The sequence below is a fragment of the Nitrosomonas sp. Nm58 genome, from assembly GCF_900107335.1.
Taxonomy (GTDB): domain Bacteria; phylum Pseudomonadota; class Gammaproteobacteria; order Burkholderiales; family Nitrosomonadaceae; genus Nitrosomonas.
This window is the reverse complement of sequence record NZ_FNPQ01000001.1, coordinates 173,758-198,405: the sequence shown is the minus strand read 5'-3', so window position 1 is coordinate 198,405 and position 24,648 is coordinate 173,758. Positions and strand designations below refer to the sequence as shown.

21 protein-coding genes and 1 tRNA gene are annotated in these 24,648 nt (G+C 46.7%); 5 read left to right on the top strand and 17 right to left on the bottom strand.

Going from position 1 to position 24,648, the window contains the following annotated elements; translation table 11 throughout:
• Positions 1-88: 88 nt before the first annotated feature.
• The 4 genes from BLW34_RS00840 to miaB form a co-directional block, all read right to left on the bottom strand.
• Complete coding sequence (locus tag BLW34_RS00840) at positions 89-922, bottom strand: HlyC/CorC family transporter (RefSeq protein ID WP_090574387.1); 834 nt, start codon at positions 920-922, stop codon at positions 89-91.
• A gap of 81 nt (positions 923-1,003) precedes the next feature.
• Positions 1,004-1,486 carry an rRNA maturation RNase YbeY gene (gene ybeY / locus BLW34_RS00835; RefSeq protein ID WP_090574384.1) on the bottom strand — a complete coding sequence of 161 codons (483 nt, stop codon included), beginning with the start codon at positions 1,484-1,486 and terminating at the stop codon, positions 1,004-1,006.
• Entirely contained in the window at positions 1,470-2,450 is a 981-nt protein-coding gene (locus BLW34_RS00830; RefSeq protein WP_090574382.1) for a PhoH family protein, read from the bottom strand. Before BLW34_RS00830 ends, ybeY begins: the two co-directional genes overlap by 17 nt.
• A gap of 81 nt (positions 2,451-2,531) precedes the next feature.
• A complete protein-coding gene (gene miaB / locus BLW34_RS00825) occupies positions 2,532-3,860 on the bottom strand; it encodes a tRNA (N6-isopentenyl adenosine(37)-C2)-methylthiotransferase MiaB (RefSeq protein WP_090574380.1) in 1,329 nt (442 codons plus the stop codon).
• Positions 3,861-4,151: 291 nt separating this feature from the next.
• Here miaB and BLW34_RS00820 point away from each other — a divergent pair, with 291 nt between their 5' ends.
• Together BLW34_RS00820 and BLW34_RS00815 are read left to right on the top strand one after the other, a co-directional pair.
• Positions 4,152-5,327 (top strand): hypothetical protein, encoded by a 1,176-nt coding sequence (locus tag BLW34_RS00820; protein WP_090574378.1) that lies wholly within the window; start codon positions 4,152-4,154, stop codon positions 5,325-5,327.
• Positions 5,328-5,681: 354 nt separating this feature from the next.
• Complete coding sequence (locus tag BLW34_RS00815) at positions 5,682-9,665, top strand: nSTAND1 domain-containing NTPase (RefSeq protein ID WP_090574376.1); 3,984 nt, start codon at positions 5,682-5,684, stop codon at positions 9,663-9,665.
• Between the two features lie 39 nt (positions 9,666-9,704).
• Here BLW34_RS00815 and BLW34_RS00810 read toward each other — a convergent pair whose 3' ends face one another.
• Positions 9,705-10,874, bottom strand: a complete 1,170-nt coding sequence (locus BLW34_RS00810; protein ID WP_090574374.1) for a carboxylate-amine ligase — start codon at positions 10,872-10,874, stop codon at positions 9,705-9,707.
• Positions 10,834-12,006 carry a M20 metallopeptidase family protein gene (locus BLW34_RS00805; protein WP_090574372.1) on the bottom strand — a complete coding sequence of 391 codons (1,173 nt, stop codon included), beginning with the start codon at positions 12,004-12,006 and terminating at the stop codon, positions 10,834-10,836. The genes BLW34_RS00810 and BLW34_RS00805 overlap by 41 nt, the downstream gene beginning before the upstream one ends.
• 496 nt (positions 12,007-12,502) lie before the next feature.
• On the opposite strand from BLW34_RS00805, the gene BLW34_RS00795 reads away from it, so the two are divergent.
• The gene (locus BLW34_RS00795) at positions 12,503-13,252 is read left to right on the top strand and encodes a DUF2490 domain-containing protein (protein WP_090574368.1); all 750 of its coding nucleotides are present in this window, start codon (positions 12,503-12,505) and stop codon (positions 13,250-13,252) included.
• Between the two features lie 94 nt (positions 13,253-13,346).
• Here BLW34_RS00795 and ychF read toward each other — a convergent pair whose 3' ends face one another.
• The 10 genes from ychF to minC form a co-directional block, all read right to left on the bottom strand.
• Positions 13,347-14,438, bottom strand: a complete 1,092-nt coding sequence (gene ychF, locus BLW34_RS00790; RefSeq protein WP_090574366.1) for a redox-regulated ATPase YchF — start codon at positions 14,436-14,438, stop codon at positions 13,347-13,349.
• 60 nt (positions 14,439-14,498) lie between these two features.
• Positions 14,499-15,077, bottom strand: a complete 579-nt coding sequence (gene pth, locus BLW34_RS00785) for an aminoacyl-tRNA hydrolase (RefSeq protein WP_090540582.1) — start codon at positions 15,075-15,077, stop codon at positions 14,499-14,501.
• A 140-nt stretch (positions 15,078-15,217) separates the two neighbouring features.
• Positions 15,218-15,823: a 50S ribosomal protein L25/general stress protein Ctc gene (locus tag BLW34_RS00780; protein ID WP_090540580.1), complete on the bottom strand. Its 606-nt coding sequence runs from the start codon at positions 15,821-15,823 to the stop codon at positions 15,218-15,220.
• A 63-nt stretch (positions 15,824-15,886) separates the two neighbouring features.
• Positions 15,887-16,837 carry a ribose-phosphate pyrophosphokinase gene (locus BLW34_RS00775; protein WP_090574364.1) on the bottom strand — a complete coding sequence of 317 codons (951 nt, stop codon included), beginning with the start codon at positions 16,835-16,837 and terminating at the stop codon, positions 15,887-15,889.
• Positions 16,838-16,985: 148 nt separating this feature from the next.
• Positions 16,986-17,060, bottom strand: a tRNA-Gln gene (locus tag BLW34_RS00770).
• 6 nt (positions 17,061-17,066) lie between these two features.
• Positions 17,067-17,909, bottom strand: a complete 843-nt coding sequence (gene ispE / locus BLW34_RS00765; protein WP_090574362.1) for a 4-(cytidine 5'-diphospho)-2-C-methyl-D-erythritol kinase — start codon at positions 17,907-17,909, stop codon at positions 17,067-17,069.
• 42 nt (positions 17,910-17,951) lie between these two features.
• Positions 17,952-18,524 carry a lipoprotein insertase outer membrane protein LolB gene (gene lolB / locus BLW34_RS00760; protein WP_090574360.1) on the bottom strand — a complete coding sequence of 191 codons (573 nt, stop codon included), beginning with the start codon at positions 18,522-18,524 and terminating at the stop codon, positions 17,952-17,954.
• A 180-nt stretch (positions 18,525-18,704) separates the two neighbouring features.
• A complete protein-coding gene (gene minE, locus BLW34_RS00755; RefSeq protein WP_090540571.1) occupies positions 18,705-19,007 on the bottom strand; it encodes a cell division topological specificity factor MinE in 303 nt (100 codons plus the stop codon).
• Positions 19,007-19,816: a septum site-determining protein MinD gene (minD, locus tag BLW34_RS00750; RefSeq protein WP_090574356.1), complete on the bottom strand. Its 810-nt coding sequence runs from the start codon at positions 19,814-19,816 to the stop codon at positions 19,007-19,009. Before minD ends, minE begins: the two co-directional genes overlap by 1 nt.
• Before the next feature lie 24 nt (positions 19,817-19,840).
• A complete protein-coding gene (minC, locus tag BLW34_RS00745; protein ID WP_256203512.1) occupies positions 19,841-20,590 on the bottom strand; it encodes a septum site-determining protein MinC in 750 nt (249 codons plus the stop codon).
• 325 nt (positions 20,591-20,915) lie between these two features.
• Here minC and BLW34_RS00740 point away from each other — a divergent pair, with 325 nt between their 5' ends.
• Both BLW34_RS00740 and BLW34_RS00735 read left to right on the top strand, forming a co-directional pair.
• Complete coding sequence (locus BLW34_RS00740; protein WP_090574354.1) at positions 20,916-21,431, top strand: Slp family lipoprotein; 516 nt, start codon at positions 20,916-20,918, stop codon at positions 21,429-21,431.
• Positions 21,432-21,437: 6 nt separating this feature from the next.
• Positions 21,438-22,709 (top strand): YfiM family lipoprotein, encoded by a 1,272-nt coding sequence (locus tag BLW34_RS00735; RefSeq protein ID WP_090574352.1) that lies wholly within the window; start codon positions 21,438-21,440, stop codon positions 22,707-22,709.
• Between the two features lie 9 nt (positions 22,710-22,718).
• Here the strand turns inward: BLW34_RS00735 and BLW34_RS00730 are convergent, their stop codons facing one another.
• Positions 22,719-24,425 carry a tetratricopeptide repeat protein gene (locus BLW34_RS00730; protein WP_256203511.1) on the bottom strand — a complete coding sequence of 569 codons (1,707 nt, stop codon included), beginning with the start codon at positions 24,423-24,425 and terminating at the stop codon, positions 22,719-22,721.
• Positions 24,426-24,648 lie beyond the last annotated feature (223 nt).

Genomic DNA, 24,648 nt, shown 5'->3' with positions numbered 1-24,648 from the left:
AGTCCAGATAATAGGATAAGTATTTCCCGCCAACCTGGCTAATCACACTGCGGGCCAGTCATCCTGAAAAATGCATCCTGGAAAATACTTAACTATCTGATTTAACCCGTTCAACCTTTAACAAATGCAAGCGGCGGCTATCAGCGCGCAATACCGTAAACCTGAAATTTTCTATCACGATTGCTTCCTCATTCTTGGGAAGCCGGCCAAATTTGCTGGTAACAAGTCCGCCGATGGTGTCGAAATCCTCGTCACTGAAGGTGGCATTCAGCGCCTCATTGAAGCTGGCGACTTCAGTAATCGCTTTGACACGATAATAGCCATCCGCATCGGCTACGATATTCGCTTCCTCTTCATCAAAGTCATACTCATCTTCAATCTCTCCAACAATTTGCTCCAGCACATCCTCAATGGTGACCAAGCCGGCCACGCCGCCATACTCATCCACCACGATCGCGATATGATTGCGGTTGCTGCGGAAATCCTTAAGCAAAATATTGAGCCGCTTGGATTCAGGAATAAATACCGCCGGACGGAGCATGTCACGGACATTGAATTCCTCTTCTCCTGCATAGTAGCGCAGCAAATCTTTTGCTAGCAGAATGCCAATCACCTGATCTTTACTGTCATCCGTTACCGGAAAACGCGAATGCCCCTTTTCAATGACATACGGAATGAATTCATCAGGTCTTTCACTGATGTCAATGGTATCCATCTGTGAGCGCGGCACCATGATGTCGCGCACCTGCATTTCGGATACGTGCATCACTCCTTCGATCATGGCCAGTGCGTCGGCATCGAGCAAATTACGCTCATATGCAGAATGCAACAATGTCACCAACTGTTCCCGATCTTCAGGTTGGCGCAAAAGAAGGGCACCGATATGTTCAAACCAGCTGACCTTAGGTGAGGAATTACTCATGATAAATTTCATCATCGATAGATGTATGCGCAAGATAGCGCTGTTAAAAAACCTGGATTTGGAATGAAAGCGCTTGCAATCTTATCGTTCATGATAAGGATCAGCGTAACCTAACCGAGTGACAATGTCTGTTTCGAGCTGCTCCATGATCGCTGCGTCTGCGTCATGCTCGTGATCATAGCCTTGCAAGTGCAACACGCCATGCACTGTCAGATGGGCGTAATGTGCAGTCAGATCTTTTTGTTGTTGTTGCGCTTCGCTGATTATAACCGGCGCACACAGCACAATATCCCCTGACAAGGGCTGCAGTTCATCGTATACGAACGTCAGTACGTTGGTCGCTTTGTCTTTACCACGGAAATGGCGATTCAGCTCCTTCCCCTCATGTTCATCAACAATACGCAATACGATCTCCGCATTTTGCGTCAACGCAGCATTCACCCACTTACGGAACTGCGGTCGGGTGGGTGTTCCGGAAAAATCGGCGGCATATTGCAGCACTAGTTTGATTTTTTTATGACTTGTGGCGGGAGCAGGCTTGGGAGCCTTACTGGCGTTTCTCATGTCGCTCGTAAGCATCGACGATGCGCTGTACCAGCGGGTGGCGCACGACGTCTTCGGTTTTGAAATGGGTAAAGGCAATCCCGCGTATCTTTCCCAAGACACGGTCTGCATCGACCAGACCACTTTTCTGATTCTTGGGTAAATCAATCTGGGTAATATCGCCTGTAATAACTGCTTTGGAACCAAAGCCAATTCGCGTCAGGAACATTTTCATTTGTTCTGGCGTGGTATTTTGCGCTTCATCCAGAATAATGAATGACTGATTCAAGGTACGTCCGCGCATGAAGGCCAAAGGGGCGATCTCAATAGCATTGCGTTCAAACTGCTTACCGGTTTTGTCAAACCCCATGAGATCATACAGCGCATCATAAAGCGGGCGTAAATAGGGATCGACTTTCTGCACGATATCTCCTGGCAAGAAGCCCAGGCGTTCGCCCGCTTCGACCGCTGGGCGCACCAAGATAATGCGCGAGACGGTCTCCCGCTCCAATGCATCGACTGCGCTGGCGACCGCCAGATAGGTTTTTCCAGTGCCCGCCGGACCAATGCCAAAGGTAATATCATGCTCCTGAATTTGCTGCAGATATTGCCCCTGACGTGGCGTGCGGCCATGTAAATTGCTACGACGCGTGAGCAGTTTCGGCACGGTAACTTCAGCACCCGCCGTTTCATCCGCAGCAGCATGCGAGGAATAGTGTGAATTGGCTATCTCGATCAAACCGAGCTGCACTTGTTCTACACTGAGATGATGTTGTGACTGGTTATAAAAATTCTTCAGAGCTTGTGCAGCAAGCTGCGTCTGATTGGCTTGACCGCGTAGACTGAAATGTTCGCCCCGGCGGGCAATCACGACATCCAACGCATTTTCAATCTGTTTAAGGTTTTCATCTAACGCGCCACAGAGATTGGCAAGACGCCGATTATCAGCCGGAGAAAAAGAGATCTCGACAGGTTTAGGTTTCAAAACTATTTTAAATAAATGCGACCTGCTGATTCTCGCAGGGGTTACGAGAGATTGCAAGTGATAATGAACCGTTACCGGCTACTATTCAGTAATGATTTCCCCACGTAATGTATGAGACAGCGCCGCCGTAATCTTGATATGTGCAAAATGACCGACCAGATCAAGCGTCCCCGCAAAGTTGACCACGCGATTGTTATCGGTTCTGCCGCAGAGTTCGTCTGGATTCTTTTTAGATGGTCCCTCTACCAGAACACGCTGGGTTGTCCCCACCATACCTTGACTAATGGCCTGCGCCTGCTGAGCGATTCTTTGCTGCAGGCGATAGAGCCGTGCCAATTTCATTTCATGCGGCGTGTCATCAGGCAGATCGGAAGCGGGCGTGCCTGGCCGCGGGCTATAGATAAAACTGAATGATTCATCAAAATTAACGTCCTCAATTAGCTTCATGGTTGCTTCAAAATCCGCATCCGTCTCGCCCGGAAATCCAATAATAAAATCGGAACTGATCGAAATATCGGGACGTACCCCCCGTATTCTACGTATGATCGATTTATATTCGAGCACACTATAACCACGCTTCATCGCCGCCAAAACCCTGTCCGCACCTGATTGAACGGGTAAGTGCAAGTGACTGACCACTTTGGGCAGTTTCGCATAGGCTTCGATCAAACGGGTGGTAAATTCCCTCGGATGAGAGGTGGTATAACGGATACGCTCAATGCCGGGGATCTCATGAATATACTCGAGCAGCAGCGCAAAATCGGCGATTTCATCATCATCCATTTCACCCCGATAGGCATTGACGTTTTGCCCAAGCAAGGTGATTTCCTTGATGCCCTGTACCGCCAATCCGGCCACTTCCACCAGCACATCATTGAGCGGGCGCGACACTTCCTCGCCGCGCGTATAAGGCACCACACAAAAACTGCAGTACTTGCTGCAGCCTTCCATGATAGAAACAAAAGCGGTCACGCCTTCGGTGCGTGCCGGCGGCAAATGATCGAATTTCTCGATTTCCGGAAAAGAAATATCAACTTGCGGCCGTCCTGTCGATTCACGTTCCTCAATCAATTCCGGCAGACGATGCAGAGTTTGCGGCCCAAACACCAGATCCACAAAGGGTGCACGTTTAACAATCTCCGCCCCTTCCTGGCTGGCTACACAGCCGCCAACACCAATTAATAAATTGGGGTTGGTATTTTTCAGGTGCCGGACTCGTCCAAGATCGTGAAAAACCTTCTCCTGAGCTTTTTCACGGACTGAGCAGGTATTGAACAGAATCACATCGGCTTCATCGGGATTATCAGTCAGTTCCATACCTCTTGCCGCATGAAGCACATCCGCCATTTTATCCGAGTCATACTCGTTCATCTGGCAGCCAAAAGTCTTGATATATAATTTATTACTCACGGAATATTACAAGTAGGTTAACTGGAAATTGAATGGATTATTTTGCAAAGCCTGGTAAGTATATAACGGAAGAACAGGTGATTCCATCATCGACACTCCTGCAAACGGCTTGGAAACACTCTATCTCTCTCAACGTTAAGCATATATTGACCTCAGAAAGAATAGGAAGTTCTATGACTTCCTGTAGCTTAGAAACATATCATCTTTTCAGTATCTCTACTGCGCGGGCACTTTGAAAAGTGATTGGAACTCTAACCCCCTTCACCCACTAATCGACTATATTGGAGAACTATGTCCCACCAATCCGATTTATTTGCTGATGAAACAGCTGCTTCTCAGCAAACCGCAAATAACTCAGCTACTGCACTGAAACTGACTGCACAAGATTCCCGGCTAACTTCGGGTCAACAGCGCTTCAACCGCTTACTCGAGCGTATCGAAAAACTCAAGCATCAGCTGGCCGAGGTACAAACCATCAGCGATGCGCATCGCCCGCTATACCACCAGACGCTGGCGCCACTTCATGAGCGTCATCGAACGCTCACACGGGAAATGGCGCTGTGGCTAGATGAAAGATTGCAACGCAAAGGATTGAGTCCCACTCAAAAAAGTATTGCCATCACGATTTTGTGCAATCTCTGTGAACAGCTTGCTGCTCAAGGTGACGAGGAAATGCAAATCCTGCATGACAAGCACAGCACCGAAAGCCTGGCACAAAAAGAACAAGCCAGCATCAGGGAAATGCGTGCGATAATGGAAGACATGCTAGGTAAACCGCTGGCCGGCGATGAACCGCTGGATACCATGCATGATGTGTTTAACGCCGGCATGGCGCGGTTGCGCGAGGCTGAAGCCGGAGAAGAAACACGCCAGCAAACCCGGGCACGTAAAAGAAAACCCACTGCTGCCCAGCTTAAAGCTGCAGCAGAGCAACAGGAAGCAGAAATTACTCTGCGCAAGGTATTTCGTCAGCTCGCCAGCGCATTGCACCCCGATCGCGAGAACGACCCCGATGAACATGCTCGCAAAACGGCTTTAATGAGCGAGGCCAACGCCGCTTATGATCGCCGTGATTTAGTTGCACTCCTGCAGATCCAACTGCGCACCGAACTTACTGACACGGCATCCATCGCCAAAATGGCAGAAGAAAAAATCGCCTCACTGACGCTGTTACTCAAGCAACAAGCCCAGGAACTCGAAGACGAACTGCACCATCGGCGTCACGCTGTGCGCAATGAATTCGGTCTCAGTCCTTACGAAACCCTGAGTACAGCCAATCTAAAGCGCAACCTGAAGAGGGAGGAAACATCCCTCAAACAGGATTTGAACGCCATGCGGCAGGATTTGCAGCAGATCCAAGACGACAAGTTCTTCAAACGCTGGCTGAAAGATCAGCAGCGACTCTCTCGAGCAAACTTTATTGATGACCTCGATGATTGGATGATGGAATCATTCCGGTACAAATAGAATACAAACTGACATAGCATTAGCGTAATGTCCAATTTTAGTCAGATTTCGTCGGCCAGTTAACAGGCAAAAATCCACCCGTTCCGGTCAATCACACCTTCCTCATCTGAGAATCACTCAGTAGCATCGAGCACTTCTCCAGGGGTCACCATGGCATCTGAGTATTGGACTCAGCTCTGAAACTTGCAAGGTAAAAATATGTGATAAATTATGAGTGGCAGATAACGCCAGCGTACCTGCTTGAAAAACAGCGTACCAGACCGTGGGGCTCGGTTTTATCACCAGAACACCTATTGAGAGAGACCGCGGTGAGGAGCTACGGATCCAAGGCGGCCTTAACCGAAGGGGGTAAAAATGACCGCGATATTTATCAGCCACAGCAGCGCCGACAGCGCGGCGGCGGCGGACATGAAGCGCTGGCTGGAAGCGCAAGGCCACACTTCCCTGTTTCTTGATTTCGACCCCGAGGCGGGAATCAAGGGAGGCTCGGACTGGGAACAGACGCTTTATCAGAAACTGCGCCAGTGCCAAGCGGTGATTGCACTCTTGACACCAAACTGGCTGACCTCCAAATGGTGCTTCGCCGAACTGGTGCAGGCACGGGAGCGCGGCAAGGTCATCTTTCCAGTCAAGATCCAGCCTTGCGAAGTGCATGACGTGTTCAACGATACTCAGCACATCGACTTCACGGTTGAACCTGAGGATGGTTATCAGCGGCTCAGGATCAGCCTGTTGGAACGGGGTCTTGATCCACTGGATGTCTTTGACTGGGACCCTAGTCGGCCCCCTTACCCTGGTTTGCTGGCATTTCAGGAGCAGGATGCCGCCGTCTACTTTAGCCGCAATGCTGCCATACAGGGGACGATGGAAACCCTCAATCGCCTGCAGCGTCTCGGTGGCGCGCGCTTGGTAATGGTTTTAGGAGCCTCGGGCAGCGGCAAATCATCGTTGGTGCGGGCAGGAATTGTTCCCAGGCTCAAACGGGATAAGGATCACTGGTTGGTGCTGGAGCCCTTCCGCCCACTGGGAAGGCCGCTTGACCATCTGGCGATGGCGATCGCCGTTGCTTTGACCGCTTTCGGCAATACCTGCGACTGGAAGTCGATTCGTGATGCATTGAACCAGGCGGCTGCCAATGGTAGCGATGCTCATCTACTGGATTTTGCCAATGACCTACGCGTTATGGCGGGTCGGTGCGAGGCGACGGTACTACTCGTGGTCGACCAGTTCGAGGAACTTCTGGGGCGGGATACCAATCAGTCCACAAGTCTGTTCTTGCGCTTATTAAAGGCGGTGTTAAGCCAGCCCAACAGCCCGTTCTTGGCTATAGCCACCCTGCGGTCCGACTTTCTCGGCGCATTCCAGGTTCATGAAGTAATCCAAGACCTGTTATATGAGCCGATTCATCTCCCGCAGATGGCCCTCGCCGATTTTGCGCAAGTGATCGAAGGTCCAGCCAGAGTCGCTGGCGTCGAACTCGAGCCTGGGCTGGCGCAGGCCATGGTGGCTGACACTGCCACCGATGACGGACTGCCACTGCTGGCCTTTACCTTGCGCGAACTGTGGGAGCAGTATAGCGGTGACGGACGGCTGACCCTGGAAGAGTATCGGAATCGGCTCGGAGGGCTGAAGGGCTCGGTGGCACGGGCGGCTGAGATGATGTGCACGTCTCTCTCTCCTGATCAAGAGCGTCATCTGCATAAGGCATTCCTGGCGATGGTCCGCGTCGATGAGGAAGGCCGCTATATCCGCAAGCCAGCGCGCTGGGAGGAGTTGCCAGAAGATGTGCACGATCTGCTCGAACAGTTTGTGCAGGCACGGCTACTCATTTCCCGTGGCGAGAGCACGGAACAAATCCTTGAAGTAGCCCATGATGCCTTGTTCCGCAGTTGGGATCGTCTTGCAGGATGGTTGAACTCAGACCGTGAGTTCCTCCTGTGGCGCCAGCGGTTGCGCGGCGAGATAACTGATTGGGAGCATACCGGGTATGACGACAGCACGTTGCTGCGCGGGCCAGTATTGGCAGAGGCTAAACGCTGGTTGTCCGAGCGAGGGAGTGATCTGAGTTCAGCAGAACACAGCTTTATTCAGAAAAGCGACAAACGTGAAGTACAAGAACTGCAGCGATGGAAAGCACTCTACGCCAAAGCTTTGTCGCGGCAGCTCGCCGTACAGGCTGTCACCGAGTTCGATTCTCGCGTGGGTCTGTTGCTTTGCGTGGAGGCCGTAAGACGCTTTCCAACAGTCGAAGCACAGCGAAATCTGCTCGATCTGTTAATGAAGACGCGACGTGTCAAAATATCGCTTTATGGGCACACCGAGCAGGTATCCTGTGTCGCTGTCAGCCTGGACGGTAAAACACTGGTGTCAGGAGGGGTCGACGGTACCGTCGTTTTGTGGGATATGGCGTCCGATATCCCTACCCAAAAATGGGTGTGGCAAGTAGGCCATTTGGTTACAAGCCTCGATTTCAGTCCGAACGGAAGCATATTGGCTACCGGCGGAACCCTGGCAGGTACAGGAGAAGACAAGGGCTGCGTCGCTTTATGGAATGTCCATACAGGCAAGAAGCTTACGCCTGCCCCTGAAGGCTATGAGAGTACGGTTTCGGAGGTTCGCTTCAGCCCGGATGGTATCACGCTCGCCGTAGCAAGTTGGGATGGGGCCGTTTACCTGTGGGATATGCGAAATAACCAGCCGAAGTGCGAACCGTTCAAGGGTGAAGGATCAGTGACCAGACTTGCTTTCAGTCCCAACGGTAAGATACTGGCATCGATTTCGGGCTGGATTAAGGTGGTAGGGGAGGTAAAGCATGACAGCTGGATCAGCGTATGGAATATCGAAACTGGACAGCACAAATATGAGCCGCTCAGAGGTCATGACGGGGCAGTGGCATGCCTCGCTTTTAGTCTGGACGGAGAGATCCTACTATCCGGCGGGCATGATGGAATGATCACCTTTTGGGACGCAGAGACCGGCAGCTTGCTTCAGGGTACCTCACCCATATCTCAAGGGCAAAACGGTGTCACCTCGATCGCCTTAGCTCCCGACGGCGGCACGCTGGCTTCAGGCAGTCCAGACGGTTCAATCGTTTTGTGGCAGCTCGGGAAGAAAGCCGTACCCGAAGCGCTGAAAGTTCATCAACAAGCCATAATGGGTCTTGTATACAGTCCGGATGGTGGCACGCTCGCCTCAGCGAGCTTGGACAAATCAGTCATTCTGTGGAACCTGCGCGGAGGAGAACTCCGCAGCGAGCCACTCAGGGTCCATAATGGTGTGATTGTCGGTGTCGCTTTCGATCAGAGTGGAAGTTCGCTTTTGTCGGGAGACTCAGATGGTGAAGTCGCTCTATTGAATTTGGACATCGGCGTCGCTGCCCCCCTCTACCAGCCGGCACAAAAGCATGAATCCAAGATTTGGAGCATGGCTTTTAGCTCAGACTTGCTTACCGCCGCGTCCAGTTACTTGTTGGACAAGACCATTCGAATCTGGAACCCGATAACCGGCGAGGCAAAGTGTCAACCACTGACTTCCGACGCTCGCATAGCCACCATAGCCCTCAGTCCCGATGGGACTATGTTAGCCTACGTTAGTGGCCAAGCGATTCCGATCGAGGGAAAAGGTGAAATCTTATTGTGGGATATCGCTCAGGCTGAATTGCGGGCCAAATTTCCCTGCGGACTGCACGGTTTGGTGACGAGCTTGGCGTTCAGTCAAAATGGTTCAACCCTTGCCTCAGGATGCTGGGACGGAAGCGTGTTGCTCTGGAATTTAGTCAAGGACGAGGGGAAAACCGAACCGCTATACAGTCACCAAGAGCCGGTGCTGTCGCTCGCTTTCAGTCCCGACGGCAAAACGCTTGCTTCGGGAAGCGGTCAATGGTTCGGCCAAGGCAAGAATACGATCATTCTGTGGGATATCGAACGCGGGCAGTGTAAATTCACTCCTCTGAAAGCGCACAAAAATGACATTGCAAGTATTGCGTTCAGCCCCGATGGATCGAAACTCGCATCAGCAAGCGGATCCATTCATTCTAATGTAGGGGATGCGGATATCAGGCTTTGGGATGTGGCCAGCGGATTTCCTCTTAGCCCACCGCTATTAGGCCACCGCGACATAGTGAGGTGTGTGGCGTTCAGCCCGGATGGAAAATTGCTCGCATCCGGCAGCAAGGATGGAACGATTATATTGTGGAATATGGATCTCAATGACTGGGTGAAATTTGCTGCATTGAAGGCCGATCGCGAACTCACCCCTGAAGAATGGGAGCGTTACCTTCCCGACGAACCCTATCACAAGACCAGCTCGAATCTCGGCGAGAAAACCGGGGGAAATTGAGACAGACACGAACCAATTCATACATGAAAGGGTACTCGCTCAACCACAAGCCAGGTCATCTTCCAACTCATTGATGAGCACTGAAACTACTTTCTCGCATGAATGAGTTGCCTGGTAAACGTTGCGTTGACGCTGATAACTTATATTCCGTTCTGCTACGCGCTTGATAAGTTGTTCAAAATATCTTGATTCGCCTATCGAATAAGCATAAGACTGAATTTCAGCCTGTACTGCCTGCCAGATCTCATAGATAGATTTGAATGAGCCATTTTTATCAACCACACAGTTTGCTTCCAACCCCAGTCGCGAAGCCATATAACAATTGTCTTTCTCAATCCACCAAGGTAATGCATGCGGCATGTTCTCAATGCTGGTTTCCGAGTGTGCTAACAGATAGGCTGCCAATACCCGAATAAAACTAGCGAGTTGCATTGACTCGGTAAGAGTCGGTTGTGCGTCCATGACTCTGACTTCGACCGTACCCCAATGCGGCCGCACTCTGATATCCCAATGGATGTCATTGATGGTTTGTATCATGCCGGCACGTTGTAAGGCGTTATAAAAATCCATGAAGTGCTGCCAATCATTAAAACTTGGCGGTATGCCATAACTACGCGTGGCCGCCAGAACACGCTGACGGTAGGATGCAAAGCCTGTGTCATAGCCACGCCAGAACGGAGAGCTGGCAGAAAGGGCAATTAATAGGGGCAGATAAGCCTTAAATGCATGCATCAGATAGAGTGCTTCTGCTGCTTCCTGGACACCAATGTGTACCTGGGTTGCGAAAGTGATTTGGGCATGACCTAAATAACCGGCATCCTTTTCCATTCTCAGATAACGGGGTAGCGGGGTGAACAAGGCTAGCTCCTTGTCAAAGGGATGGGTCCCTGCCGCGCATAGCTCCATTCCCAGCGTTAGACAGGTTTGCCTCACTTCTTTGACGAGATGAGCAAGGTGCGCATGGACCTGAGCAGTGTTTTCACCGACCTTGGAAATTACCTCGACGGTATTTTGGATAAACTCCGGTTTGATATAGGGCGACCGTGGGTAACACTTGAGCAAAGGTCCAATACCATTTGTCAGATTCAGATTCTCCTTGTCGAGCAATTGCAGTTCGAGTTCTATCCCGACTGTCAATGGTTTGGAGGGGGTAAATTCCAAGGTGGAATCAGCTGAAATAGTCTTGCGCCGCCTCTCTGACGACTTCATCAAAAAATGCCGAACCCACCTTTAATACCTCCTCATTGATATCAAATTCCGGACTATGTAACGGAATATATTCATTCTCATGCCGCCTTGCGCCAAAACGCACATAACAACCAGGTATCTTTTGCAGATAATAAGAAAAATCTTCTGATCCCATACTGGGATGATCAAGAGTCATTAAGCCCGCGTGCCCGACAACTTTCTCAGCCGCACGGTAAGCAATATAGGTTTCTCGTGTGGTATTGACAACAGGTGGATAACCTTGCGTAATGTCAAGGTCCACTTTGGCATTGTGTAATTCACCCATAGCTTTAGCCATACGCCTTAGTCCCCTATGGATGTGATCACGCACTTCGGGCAATGTGGTGCGAATTGATCCCTCCAAAGTCGCCTCTTCCGCAATTACATTAGGCGCACTGCCCGCATGAACCATTCCAATTGTTACCACAGCAGGATAAACCGGATTAATTTCTCGCGAGACCAGTGTTTGCATAGCGATGATGAATAAACCAGTAATCACGATGGCATCAGTCGCTTCATGGGGTCGCGCGCCATGTCCACCTTTACCTTTAATATGAATTTTAAAACGATCAGACTGAGCTGTGATAACCCCATCAGCCACCATCATTTCTCCAACACGGTAATGATGAGTCACATGTCCGCCAAAGATCGCACTGACACCTTGCAAAGCACCTGATTCCAAGACCACGCGCGCTCCGCCACCTTTTTCTTCTGCTGGCTGGAAGACAAACAGGACGTGACAAGGAGGGGGCGATGCTTTCAGTAGTGCAGCGGCACCCAGCACCATGGTCATATGCGCATCATGCCCACATGCATGCACTTTACCTCTAATGCAGGAAGCAAAAGGCAAATCGGTGTTTTCGGTACCGGGCAGCGCATCCATATCCGCGCGCAGGGCAATGACCGGCGCAGCAGAATTCTTACAGAGCAGCTTGCCAATGACCGCATTGCCAGGGCCAGCATAGTCATAAGCAATCTCCAATTTGCCTAATTCCGCCATCAATACTTTGGCGGTTTCGACTTCTTCAAAGGCTAATTCAGGGTGGTGATGCAAGATACGACGTACTGCTACCATCCACTCATAGAGATGCTCGGATTTATATTTTTCTATCATCGTCGTTATCCTTACGAATTGATATCTCTTTACTGAACAGTCATCGTCCTGGTTTTTCCGGTAGGCAGGACATTGCTAGAAGTATATTCAGCCTAGTTGGTTAACTTGATTTTGCTTTCCCCATCCTCTCACCAGTTTACTCAGTCTAAGAAAGAAGTAGATGTTACGTGCTATAAAGTAACTCTTCCGATCAAAAATCCGACCCTGATCGTGGTTTTTGCAGCAATATCCAATGCTTGTCAAGGCATTTTTTTTGCTCCAAAATACCTTCTCTCAACACTTTCTCAATATTTTCTTAACACTTTCTTAACATTTCTTATGGTACGCTACGCCCCCGCAGCGTTTCGCTTTGTAACATCAGCCCACTTAAAGACAAATAAAAGCTACCTAATCTTTCTTCTAATTGCTCAACGTAATAAGTTTTTAAGTAAATTTTCTTTTTTTAAATACATACATAAGAAAATTAAGGACTTCTATCAACCAAAGGAAAAAACATATGTTTAAAAAACTAAAACTTTTTACAGTATTCACTGTGTTTAGCTTGCTGTCGGTTCCCGCCTTAGCTGAAGATGTTGACACTGACTTCCAAACCTGGGGTCAAATTATGGCGAATGTAAATTTAGGCAATGTAACAGGTAATGAAAATTTGAAAAACTGGAGACTCTGGCTCGAAGGACAGGGACGTTTTGGCAATGATTCCACCCAATTTACTCAATCCCTGATACGTCCAGGCATAGGTTATGCCATTAATGACAAAATTACGATTTGGGCAGGTTATGCCTGGGCACCAACCGCTGAACCAATCTCAGGCGCACAGGGCCCCTATGATGAGCACCGGATCTGGCAACAATTAATCTATACCGATAATTTCTCGTTTGGTAGATTCCAATGGCGCAGCCGCTTTGAGCAACGCTTTTTTGATCATGATGTTCCTGATCCCGGTAAAAACGATGTGGCCTATCGGTTCCGCCAATTAATAAAACTAGCCATACCCATGCCTTTTATCTCTCCGAATCTTAGCTTTATAGTACAGGATGAATTGTTTATTGCCATGAATACGCCTCAGAAAGGCTGGATTACCAACGGTCTTGATCAGAACAGGGGTTTTGTTGGGCTAGGTTGGAAGTTCAATCAAATGGCCACCGGTGAAATTGGTTATATGAACCAATATATCAATAGGCCACATAACCCCCGCCCGGATCAAATGATGCATATTGTAGGCGTCAACTTGTTCCTGAATTTCTAATCACTAAAACATCTGCCCTTATATCTCAATCATTCAGACATAGGGGCAGACCATATCAAGTAATTTTCATACGCTGATAGCGTACAGCAATAATCTACACATTGAAGCGAAAATGGATCACGTCGCCATCATTTACAACATATTCCTTACCTTCTAGACGCATTTTTCCAGCCTCTTTGGCACCTTGCTCACCGCTATAAGCGACAAAATCATCATAGGCAATGACTTCGGCGCGGATAAAACCTCTTTCAAAATCAGTATGGATCACCCCTGCTGCTTGCGGGGCAGTATCCCCTTTGTGAATCGTCCATGCACGCACTTCCTTGACACCCGCGGTGAAATACGTTTGCAGTCCGAGTATTTGATAAGCAGCGCGAATCAGGCGGTTTAAGCCGGGCTCTTCCAGATCAATATCTGCTAGAAATACTTGCTTGTCTTCATCAGATAGATCCGCAATTTCTGCTTCGAGCGAAGCACAGATGGCAACAACGGGCGCTCCCTCGCCTGCCGCATACTCCTGAACGCTTTGCAGCAGTGGATTGCTCCCAAAACCACTATCCGCAACATTGGCCACATAAATAGTGGGCTTTGATGTCAACAGACACAATGATTTCAGAAGTGGTTGCTGCTCTTTCTCTAACGCCAGGCTCCGCGCTGGCCGGCCGTGATCAAGATGCGCATGTAATTTCTCCAGCATGCTCACACATCGGATACTCTCCTTATTGCCCGATTTGGCCAGTTTGGTTTCTCGTTGTAATGCCTTCTCCACTGTGGCCAAATCAGCTAGCGCGAGTTCAGTATGAATTACTTCGATATCCGAAATGGGATCCACCTTGCCCGCCACATGCACCACATTGTCATCAGCAAAGCAGCGTACCATATGAACAATCCCATCTGTTTCACGGATGTTTGCCAGAAATTTATTGCCTAGTCCCTCGCCTTTGGACGCGCCTGCCACAAGACCCGCAATATCGACAAATTCGACAATAGCAGGCTGTACTTTCTGGGGGTTAACAATTTCACTGAGCTTCTTGAGGCGCTGATCAGGCACCTCAACCACGCCCACATTAGGATCAATCGTACAAAAAGGGTAATTCTCAGCAGCAATACCCGCTTTGGTTAGTGCATTGAAAAGTGTTGATTTACCCACATTAGGCAGGCCAACGATGCCACACTTCAGGCTCATAATCTGATTCTTATTGAATTTCTAGTAAACGGGAAAATACACAAAATAAAAAGTGCAGCTTTAGGTCTCTTTTTGTTTTGTGTGCAATTTATGCATCGCAGCAGAGTAATCGCCGCTTGCAATGAGTGGCCAGATAACCAGGCTTCGCTGGATAGCGTCATCGATCAATAAAGCTTCTTCTTTTCGGGGTGGATGCAATACATAATCCGCCACCTCATTTTTATTTCCCGGATGACCTATACCAATTCTCAGACGCCAGAAATCCTTGGTGGCAAGACGTGAAATGATATCCTTAAGACCATTATGCCCCCCTGCCCCACCACCTAGTTTTAATTTGGCGGTGCCGGGCGGCAAATCCAGTTCATCATGAACGATCAGTACTTGGTCAGGAGAGATCTTATAAAAACGAGATAATGCTGCCACGGCCATCCCACTGGCATTCATGTACGTCTCCGGCTTAAGCAGCCATAACGGCTCATCACCTTGCATAATATTTGCACATAAACCATGAAACTTAGCTTCTGATTTGAATGGGATCCGTAATTCTCCGGCCAGTCGGCACAGCCAGTGGAATCCAACATTGTGACGAGTAGCAGCATATCTCTCCCCAGGATTACCGAGTCCCACAATGAGCTTCATTGATTACTTAGTTTGACCGCAACAACAGCATTCCATCAGGCTGGGTATGTTCATGTGCAATTGCTTAATTATGGGGAATCGAAATACACAAGGGCGGTCCATTCTGTATTTCCAATTTATGGGATAAGAATCTGGTCTATTTAAGCACCCGCACCACCTTCTTCAGATTCACCTCCTCGCTGAACAATGAGAGTAGCCACGGGTAAATCATCCCCCCTAATCAGCGCAGAAGCTTCCACATTTTCTGGCAATTTGAGATCACTCAAGTGTAACGTACTACCCCCTACAGTCATTTCCGATAAATCTACCGTAATATACTCGGGCAAATCTTTAGGCAGGCATAATATATCCACTTCGGTAAGCACATGACTTATCATGCCACCCGATAGCTTTACTCCAGGCGAAAGCTCAGCATTAATGAAATGCAGCGGAACCTTCATGTGCATCTTTTTATTCCTATCAATACGCTGAAAGTCCACATGAAGTACCTGCGGCTTGTATGGATGCATTTGTACATCACGTAACAATACCTGCTCTTTAACACCTTCAACATTTAATGATAAAACAGATGCATGAAACGCTTCCTGTCTAAGCTTGTGAAATAAATTATTATGGTCTAATTCTATAGATTGTGCAGTCCCCTCTCCACCATAAACCACACCAGGAACTTTACCAGCTGTACGCAGACGGCGGCTCGCACCTTTACCCTGCAATTCACGTTTATTAGCATCAATTTCAATTTGCATTTCAATTCTCCAAAACAAGATTTATCCGCGACCAGATAAACCAAAAAATAAAAATATCTCCACTTACTCCATAAACAATGAGCTTAATGAACTCTCATTGCTTATTCGGAGCATGGTTTCACCCAGTAAATTCGCTACACTCAACTGACAAATTCGATCACATGCCTTGGCATCCTCACGTAATGGTATCGTATCAGTAACAACTACTTTATCCAGTTTAGAATTTGCAATTCGCTCCGCTGCCTTTCCAGACAATACTGCATGTGTAGAATAGGCAACGACCCTCTCAGCGCCTTCCTCTTTTAAAGCCCTGGCAGCTTCGCATAGCGTATTGGCTGTATCTACCATGTCGTCTATGATGACGCAAGTACGCCCCTTAACTTCGCCGATGATATTCATTACTTTAGATTCATTCGGTTTAGGGCGACGCTTATCGATGATGGCAAGATCACATTCTAAACGCTTGGCCAAATGTCTCGCCCTTACAACACCGCCCACATCAGGGGATACTACGATCAAATCCTGATAATTATGTTTCCATATATCACCGAGCAATATGGGCATTCCGTAAATGTTATCCACAGGAATATCGAAGAAGCCTTGGATCTGGTCCGAATGTAAATCCATCGTCAAAAGTCGATCCACTCCAACGGTAGCAAGCATATTGGCTACTACCTTGGCTGTAATCGGAACACGCGCCGACCGCGGCCTTCTATCTTGACGCGCATAACCAAAGTATGGAATCGCTGCGGTAATGCGGCCTGCTGAGGCACGCTTCAAAGCATCCACAATCACCAATATTTCCATGAGGCTATCATTGGTAGGTGCACAAGTGGATTGCAATACGAACACATCCTTGCCACGCACATTCTCAAGCAGTTCTACCATGATCTCACCATCGCTGAAACGAGAAACCGTCGCTCGTCCTAAATGAATATTGAGATACTTGACCACATCCTGGGCCAGTTGTGGATTAGCTGTGCCAGTAAAAACCATCAAGCTATCGTAAGACATGGTTAATGCTTTCCTGCTACTAACTGGAAACTGAAAAACATAGACCCCTCCTGGTAATACAAAGCTCGCCACATACTTTTAATTTATATGCTCTGATTCGAACCAGAAAACCAGTTTCTTAAAATCGATTCTGATCATTACAGATGACTGGCTGGGGAGGTAGGGATCGAACCTACGAATGCCGGAATCAAAATCCGGTGCCTTACCGCTTGGCGACTCCCCAAGTTCATTACTTTTCTAAAAAATTTTGCAATGGGTGAGAGGCTAATCCCTCTGCTACGAAACCACTCATCTCATTAGGCAATTGCTGAAATGCATGCCTTGCTGCCCGCTCATTTGCAAATTCGGCAAATACACAAGCACCTGAGCCACTCATTGCTACCAATGTCGTATTATTCAATTTCTTCAGCCATTCCAGACATCTTGCCACAACAGGGTATATCTGGCAAACCACTGACTCAAGATCATTACGTCCCTGCCAGATGGAAAAGGGCGGTATTGTGATAGGATTTGTATTTCGTGTCAATTCCTTGCTTGAAAAAATCTGTTCTGTTGAAACATGCACTGATGGTGTTAATACTAAATACCAGGCTGGTGGTAGTGCGATAGCTGAAAGCTTCTCGCCTATCCCCTCTGCAAAAGCATTCTCACCATAGATAAATATGGGAACATCAGCACCTAGCTCCAAACCTAATTCCATTAAATGGGCTCTTTTCCAATTCAGCCCCCATAAACGATTTAGCGCAAGCAAGGTAGTTGCCGCATCGGAACTCCCGCCTCCTAATCCACCGCCCATGGGAATACGTTTCTCCAGAAAAATTTCCACCCCAAGATTTTTGTGACTTCTTTGCTGCAACAATTTTGCTGCCCGAACACATAAGTCATTTTCTTCGGGAACGCCGGGAGTAGGCATATGCAACTTGATGACGGAGTCATCCCTTAAAACAAATCCTAGCTGATCAGAGAAATCCAAAAATCTAAAAACTGTCTGCAACAGATGATACCCATCCTCCCGACGCCCAACGACATGCAGAAACAAATTAAGTTTGGCAGGCGCTGGGAAAATTTCCATATTCTTTGCGTTTCATAAGATATCTTCTAAAAATGAATACCATCAATCTTTGATTTTCCAATTATCGATGACCAATCTCAGTTTCAAGTCCACACGACTAAGCTCTAATACCCTTGGAAGGATATTATATGCTGGAACAGGCTGCGAAAAATAATCTAAATAAGTAATTTTCCAACCATCTTGCCTGATCGCCACTGTACGACCATTTGCGTCCAAATCCTTTTCAGACATTGTGAACGGAAAATGAGTACCTAGCACCCAAAACTGTAATCCGGAAAGAGGTAAACGCCATCCCAATACATCTTCTGTTAAATCTTCCACACTACTTGCATAATAAGTTTTTTGCTCTGAGGTAATCAGGTACACACCTTCTGGACCCCGATCAATCTGAGCAACAGTCTGCCCCAATGGTGAAAATAGCAGTAACTCGTCACTGATGTCTGTATGTTGCCAATGCACACCGCCTGAGAATCCATGTTTATCTGCTTTGACTAAAACTCTACCAATCAGACCAAAATCAGTAACTGCCTCCTTTACTGTCCCTTCGCTGGGTTGCGTAACAATTGTAGTAACGACTACTTCCCGACTTTCAAATACTGCACAGCCTGTAAACATCGGAAGTAAGCAAAGTAGTAACTTCCATACAAAAAGCTCATTATTTCTGATGCTATTGACCAATGGATATCTAACCTACGTTTTGTTTTTCTACATACACAGCAGCGAAGTACTCAGCTTACTGCTATTGCTTTGTTTCTGCTTCAATTTATACGTCATTACTTCACAGTAAAGTAGAGATTAACAAAGATCACCCTTGGAAACTTCCGGTGTACTTTTACTGCTTTGAGTGTCAGGCAACACAATATTCAGCTCAAGCGTTTCTTGATTTTCATCTTGTTCAAATTTAACCGAAATAGCGTCTTGATCCACTTTGACATATTTACGAATGACTGCCAGTAATTCTTCTTGCAATTGTGGAAGGTAAGAAGGTTTATTACGATAATAACGTTCGTGTGCCACGAGAATCTGCAATCTTTCCTTAGCAACAGAAGCTGTTTTAGATTTAGATTTAGATGATCTAAAATAATCCAGCAAGCTCATTATTTTCCTCCAAAAAGCTTCCTAAGAAACCCTTTTTTACTTTCAATAAAACGATGGGGCCTTTTTTCCCCAAGATAACGCGCCACTACATCGGCATAAGCTTGGCCCGCATCACTTTTTTCATCCAAGATCACTGGAGTGCCTGAATTAGAGGCATTCAGAACTGATTTTGACTCTGGAATAATACCCAGTAAATGCAGAGATAATATTTCCTGCACATCATCCAGACTTAGCATCTCTCCTGACTCAACTCTCTTGGGATCATAGCGAGTCAATAACAAGTACTCTTTGATGGGCTCCATTGCTAATTCTGCTCTACGTGATTTGCTTGCCATAATGCCAAGCATGCGATCCGAATCTCTGACAGAAGATACTTCTGGATTGGTCACGACAAAAGCATCATCCGCATAGTACATCGCCAAATGAGCGCCCTTTTCAATGCCAGCAGGTGAGTCGCACACAATATATTTAAAATCTTTAGAGAGCTCTTCCAGTATTCTTCCTACCCCCTCCAGACTTAAAGCATCTTTATCACGCGTTTGTGAGGCAGGCAAAATATAGAGCAGATTACAGTTCTTATCGCGGATTAATGCCTGATTGAGATTCGCCTCTCCATTGATCACATTGACGAAATCGTATACAACTCGCCGCTCGCAACCCATGATAAGATCAAGATTGCGTAATCCCACATCAAAATCAATCACCACTGTTTTATGCCCTCTTTTTGCCAATCCCATGGCAATAGCAGCACTTGTAGTAGTCTTACCAACTCCTCCTTTGCCCGACGTTACGACAATGATTCTTGCCACTTGATTCTCCTTCGCTGAAATAGCCTATACTAATTCTTTTATTATCAAAGCATGGTTCTGCAAATAGATTTGAACTGGTTTTTTTCGAACTGTCTCTTTAAGATCCTCACTCGTCTTATAATCTCCAGCTATTGAAACAAGTTCAGCTTGTAAATCAAAACAGAATATTCTTGCATCCGTATTGCCTTGTACCCCTGCAAGCGCTCTGCCTCTCAATGTATTGTAAACATGGATATTACCTTCAGCCATGATCTCAGCACCCGCGCTAACCTGCGCTAAGATAACCAAATCGCCAGATACATAAATACGCTGACCCGAACGAACGGGTTGAGTAATGAGTGTCGCTGCATTATTCACGACCACTTCCTTAACAACCGTTTGGCGCTCAGGAACAGGTGCAGATACCTTGGGTATTTCAGTTGCCATACTTTGGCTACTTCGAATAGCATCTACTGGAATAAATATCGAGCTTGCCCGCTCATTCTGAGATTCGTTACCGCCACGTATTCCTATAGGAAATAAGCCAACCTTACGAATAAGTTCCACTAAACTCACAACATCTATTTCATCATTATTATTGTTCAATTCATGCAAATCAAACACGATGGGTGAGCTTTCGAAGAAATCCGGGGCTTGAGATACTTTTTGCTGCAATCGTTGCTCGATAACAGCCAAATCATTACTGTACAAAACCAAAACTGGCACAAAAAAAGTACTACTCCTAATTTCCAGTACTGGTTGGACATCGTGCATTTTTTCAGGATCTATCGACATCTGTTAAATCAGCGGGTCACAATAGTAGAAGATAATATCGATATCAATTTATTTACCGACAGCAAGTATGCATTATACCTTTCAATCGAAAGGAGCAAATAATTTTACTCAGTATTTGAACAATTTAACCTCGATAGCCTTCCTCTATCATATTGCATGTGAAACTAATAACATTGCGATCCATTCAGCGTAATGGCCTTCTCTACCACTTAAACTAGAATTATTTATTTCATTAATGGTCAAATAAGGTGGATACAATTCTTTCTAGGTTTGATGAGCCATTCCCCAAACATCGAAGGCAAACCCATTTAGGAAAGGAGTAAATATGAAATCGTCTTTATCAATGATCAGTTTACTTCTTCTGGTAAGTGGTTGCACCAGTCTGCCACCTGCTATAAGGGATTTTCCCTTTATTCAGGTACCCTATCAAGCGGCCAATCAGGATATCAGCGCGTATAAGGACGTACCCGTCCGTTGGGGGGGCGTTATCATCGATGTAGAAAATGAAAAAGACTTCAGTCTAGTACAAGTTCTATTCTACCCCATTGATTACAAAGGATACCCACAGCTGAACAAGAAAAATGAAGGTCGCTTTGTCATTGAAAGCAGTGACTTTCTTGATCCCGCCGCCTACACTAAAGACACTGAGATAACTGTTGCTGGAACAATCAAGGGTGACATTGAACGCACCATTGGCAATAAAACTATACGAGTACCGCTTATTTCTGCAACGGCAATTTACTTGTGGCCCAAAGATTATCGATACAATTATTATCCTTACTATTACGGTAACCCCTATTTCTATAGGGGTTACTATGGACCTTATCGTTACTGGTGGTAAAAAATTTTGGGTATATTTTTTCGGGTAATAGCAACCGGCTTATTAATATTTTTTCTTTCACCCCTAGCGATACTTTATCTCGCCATTGAAAATGGGCCTCAGGTTGATAGAGCTATCGCCATTGCTCCCAAGCATATTGAGCGCATTAAGCACATCATCGATACTCATCGTCACAAGGTTTATCCAGGAGAAATAGCAACCGCAAGAATTCTTCCGGAAGACTTTGATATGGGAATAAATTATTTGGCGCATCTTTTCATCAATGGCCGGGCACAGGCCTCGCTTGATGATGGCGAGGTATTGCTTCGATTAAGCTATCCTATTCCCGGCAACGTACTGAGGGGTTATCTAAATTTTGAAACGATGCTTACTGAGACCAGCCATCTTCCGCTGCCTCAATCAATCCGAATTGGAAATCTCCAGTTACCAGAGTTCCTCACCAATCTATTAGCTCAACAATTTCTGCGTTGGCTACAAAATAATAATCCTGAATTTCGGGCAGGCTTGGATGCACTCCAGCAGATAAAAATATCTCAGGATGGACTCAATATCGTCTATCGCTGGGAAGGTGGTTTATTTGGAAAAGCAAGCAATATGGTCGTTGGTGCGCCTATCATGAGCAAACAGGAGCAAGAAAGAGTGTTTCGTTATCACCTCATGTTTGCTAATAATCAAAGCTTTAGAAATAGAGCAACCATTCCTCTCTCAGAATTTCTGGCTCGAGCAATGCATCTTGCCTCCAAACATTCAATTAATGGCAATCCTTTAGAAGAAAATCGCGCTGCCATTCTTGCAACAACATTCCATGTACTAGGCTTACCCTTTAAATTGCTTTTCCCGGAAGCAAGTAACTGGCCAAAACCTATTGGCCTTAAAGTCACCCTTGATGGGCGAGATGATTTTGCTAAACATTTTATGGTATCTGCCGCCATCACCGCTTATGCGGACACGATGCTTTCCGATGCGATCGGTCTCTATAAAGAGATTGAAGATTCACGGTCTGGAAGCGGTTTTTCGTTTAATGACATTGCAGCCAACCGTGCAGGCATAAAATTCGCTGAAAAAGCTGTTGCAAATCGAGCATCAGCACTAAAAATACAGAGGGTAATGGCAACTGAGCTAAAGGATACTGATTTGATGCCAGCCTGGTCTGATTTTCCAGAACATATGCCTGAATCAGAGTTTGTCGCCCGTTTTGGTAGTATCGATACCCCCGGATATCAGCAATTGATAAAAAAAATCGAGCAGCGTGTAGCTGCTCTTAGAATACTCCGTTAAAAACCAAAGCTACTGCATCAATCTTTTCATGGTATCCAGCAACATTTCGTTGTCTGGATTTGTTTCAAGAGCAGAACGCCAAATTCTCTCAGCATCCTCTCTCGCTCCCTTAACCCAGAGTACCTCACCTAAATGAGCAGCAATCTCTGGATCAGGGCGAGAGGAAAAGGCGAGATTCAGATAATTGAGACCTTCCTTAAGATTACCCATCCGATAATACACCCACCCCAAGCTATCCATAATGTATGGATCGTCAGGCGATAGCTCAACCGCTTTCTTGATTAATGCCAATGCCTCAGGCAAGCGCAATCCTCGCTCTGCAAGACTATAGCCCAGCGCATTATATACATGCGCATTATCTGGCCTTAGCTCGATCAGCTTGCGCAAATCTTTTTCTGCGATGTCAAATTTGCCAATCTTGTCTGCCGCCAAGGCCCGGTCGTAAAGTAAATCAGGCTGATCTGGAATTTTTTCCAGATTTCTGTCTAGTAAATTAAAGACCTCATGATGTGCATTAACTTCTCGTAATAACTGTGCCTCTGCCAGTATTAATTGGGTACGCTGCAGCTCATTCTCTGGCGTTAATTGATGCAAATGCTGACGTGCGCGATCAATTCCCTCTTTCTTGAGTAGCAAAACAGCATAACGGATTTGAGCAGGAAAATACCGTTCACCTCCATTTACTTGCCGATATGATTCCAGGGCAGCATCCGTTCGTTGAGTAACTTCATAGATTCGCCCTAAATTAAAGTGGATATTATTGGAATCCTCGTAACCCAGATCCAAAGCTTTCTTAAAATTTTCTTCAGCACCATCAAAATCATTTAACTCAAGAGATAACAAACCAACTGCAAGCGCAATATCTGCATTAAACGGATTCTCCGTCATCAATTTCTGGAACTGATCACGCGCTGAAACGAAGTTTTTTTCCGACATCAGCATGCGCACATAAGCAATCCGCATATCATTGGCTTTAGGATATTTCTCGAGATAATGCTCATAAAAAGCCATCGCTTCGGCATTAGCGATTTTCTGCAAAATCCGGCCCTGATGAATCGCGGCAATTTCCCAATCGGGACGTAACACCAATGCTCGCTTCATCTCCTTAAGTGCGAGTTCAAGCTGATTAGCATTCCATGCCGCCTGAGAAACTGCAAAATGCGCTTCCGGTAACTCAGGGTAAGGGGTCGTAAGTTGTTGCATTAATTTCAGCGCTGCTTTTTTATCACTGTGACGTGAAAGCAGCTTGCTTAGGTGCATAAAGGCCTTATCAGTGGACCCCTTTTCAGACGATAGCAGTTTTTCAAGATGGGGGCGTGCCTTGTCAAGTTTTCCTATACTCACAAACAATGCTGCTGCAGCTTGACGGGCATTGATTGAATCTGGCTCCAGCTCAACCCATAAGGTAACGGCTTCTTCTGCCTCAATAGGTCGGCGTGCACGAAGCGCTACATCAGTAGCGCGCTCGGCAAGGCGTGGATCACGTGTATTTCTAGCAAGTTTAGAATATCGCTCAGCCGCCACATCAAGATTATCGCGTTGCAATGCTGTTTCAGCCAGCAAAAAATCAAACAGCAGCTCGCTCGTCAATTCTTGGCCGGGTAATTTTGGCTGCCCTTGTTGGGTTTGACCAGCCAATTCATCTACCTGAGAACTTCCAACTTTTGGGATCTGCGTACATCCAGCTAGCCCGAGTAGTAACAATATCCAATGCATTCTAAAATTCATCTGAATCGAGCCAATAAAATCATTAAGACTAAAAAAAACTGAACCAGTTCTTATACTACGGCATATTTAACAGTCTTCCCAGTATAGCTAACGATATCGCAATACATATATGCATTTTTGATGCGCACATTAACTTATGCATCCAAGGCCTGTTTAGCTATCGAACAAAATGCCTTTTGAAGATATACTCATCACACTTCAAAATTCGGCT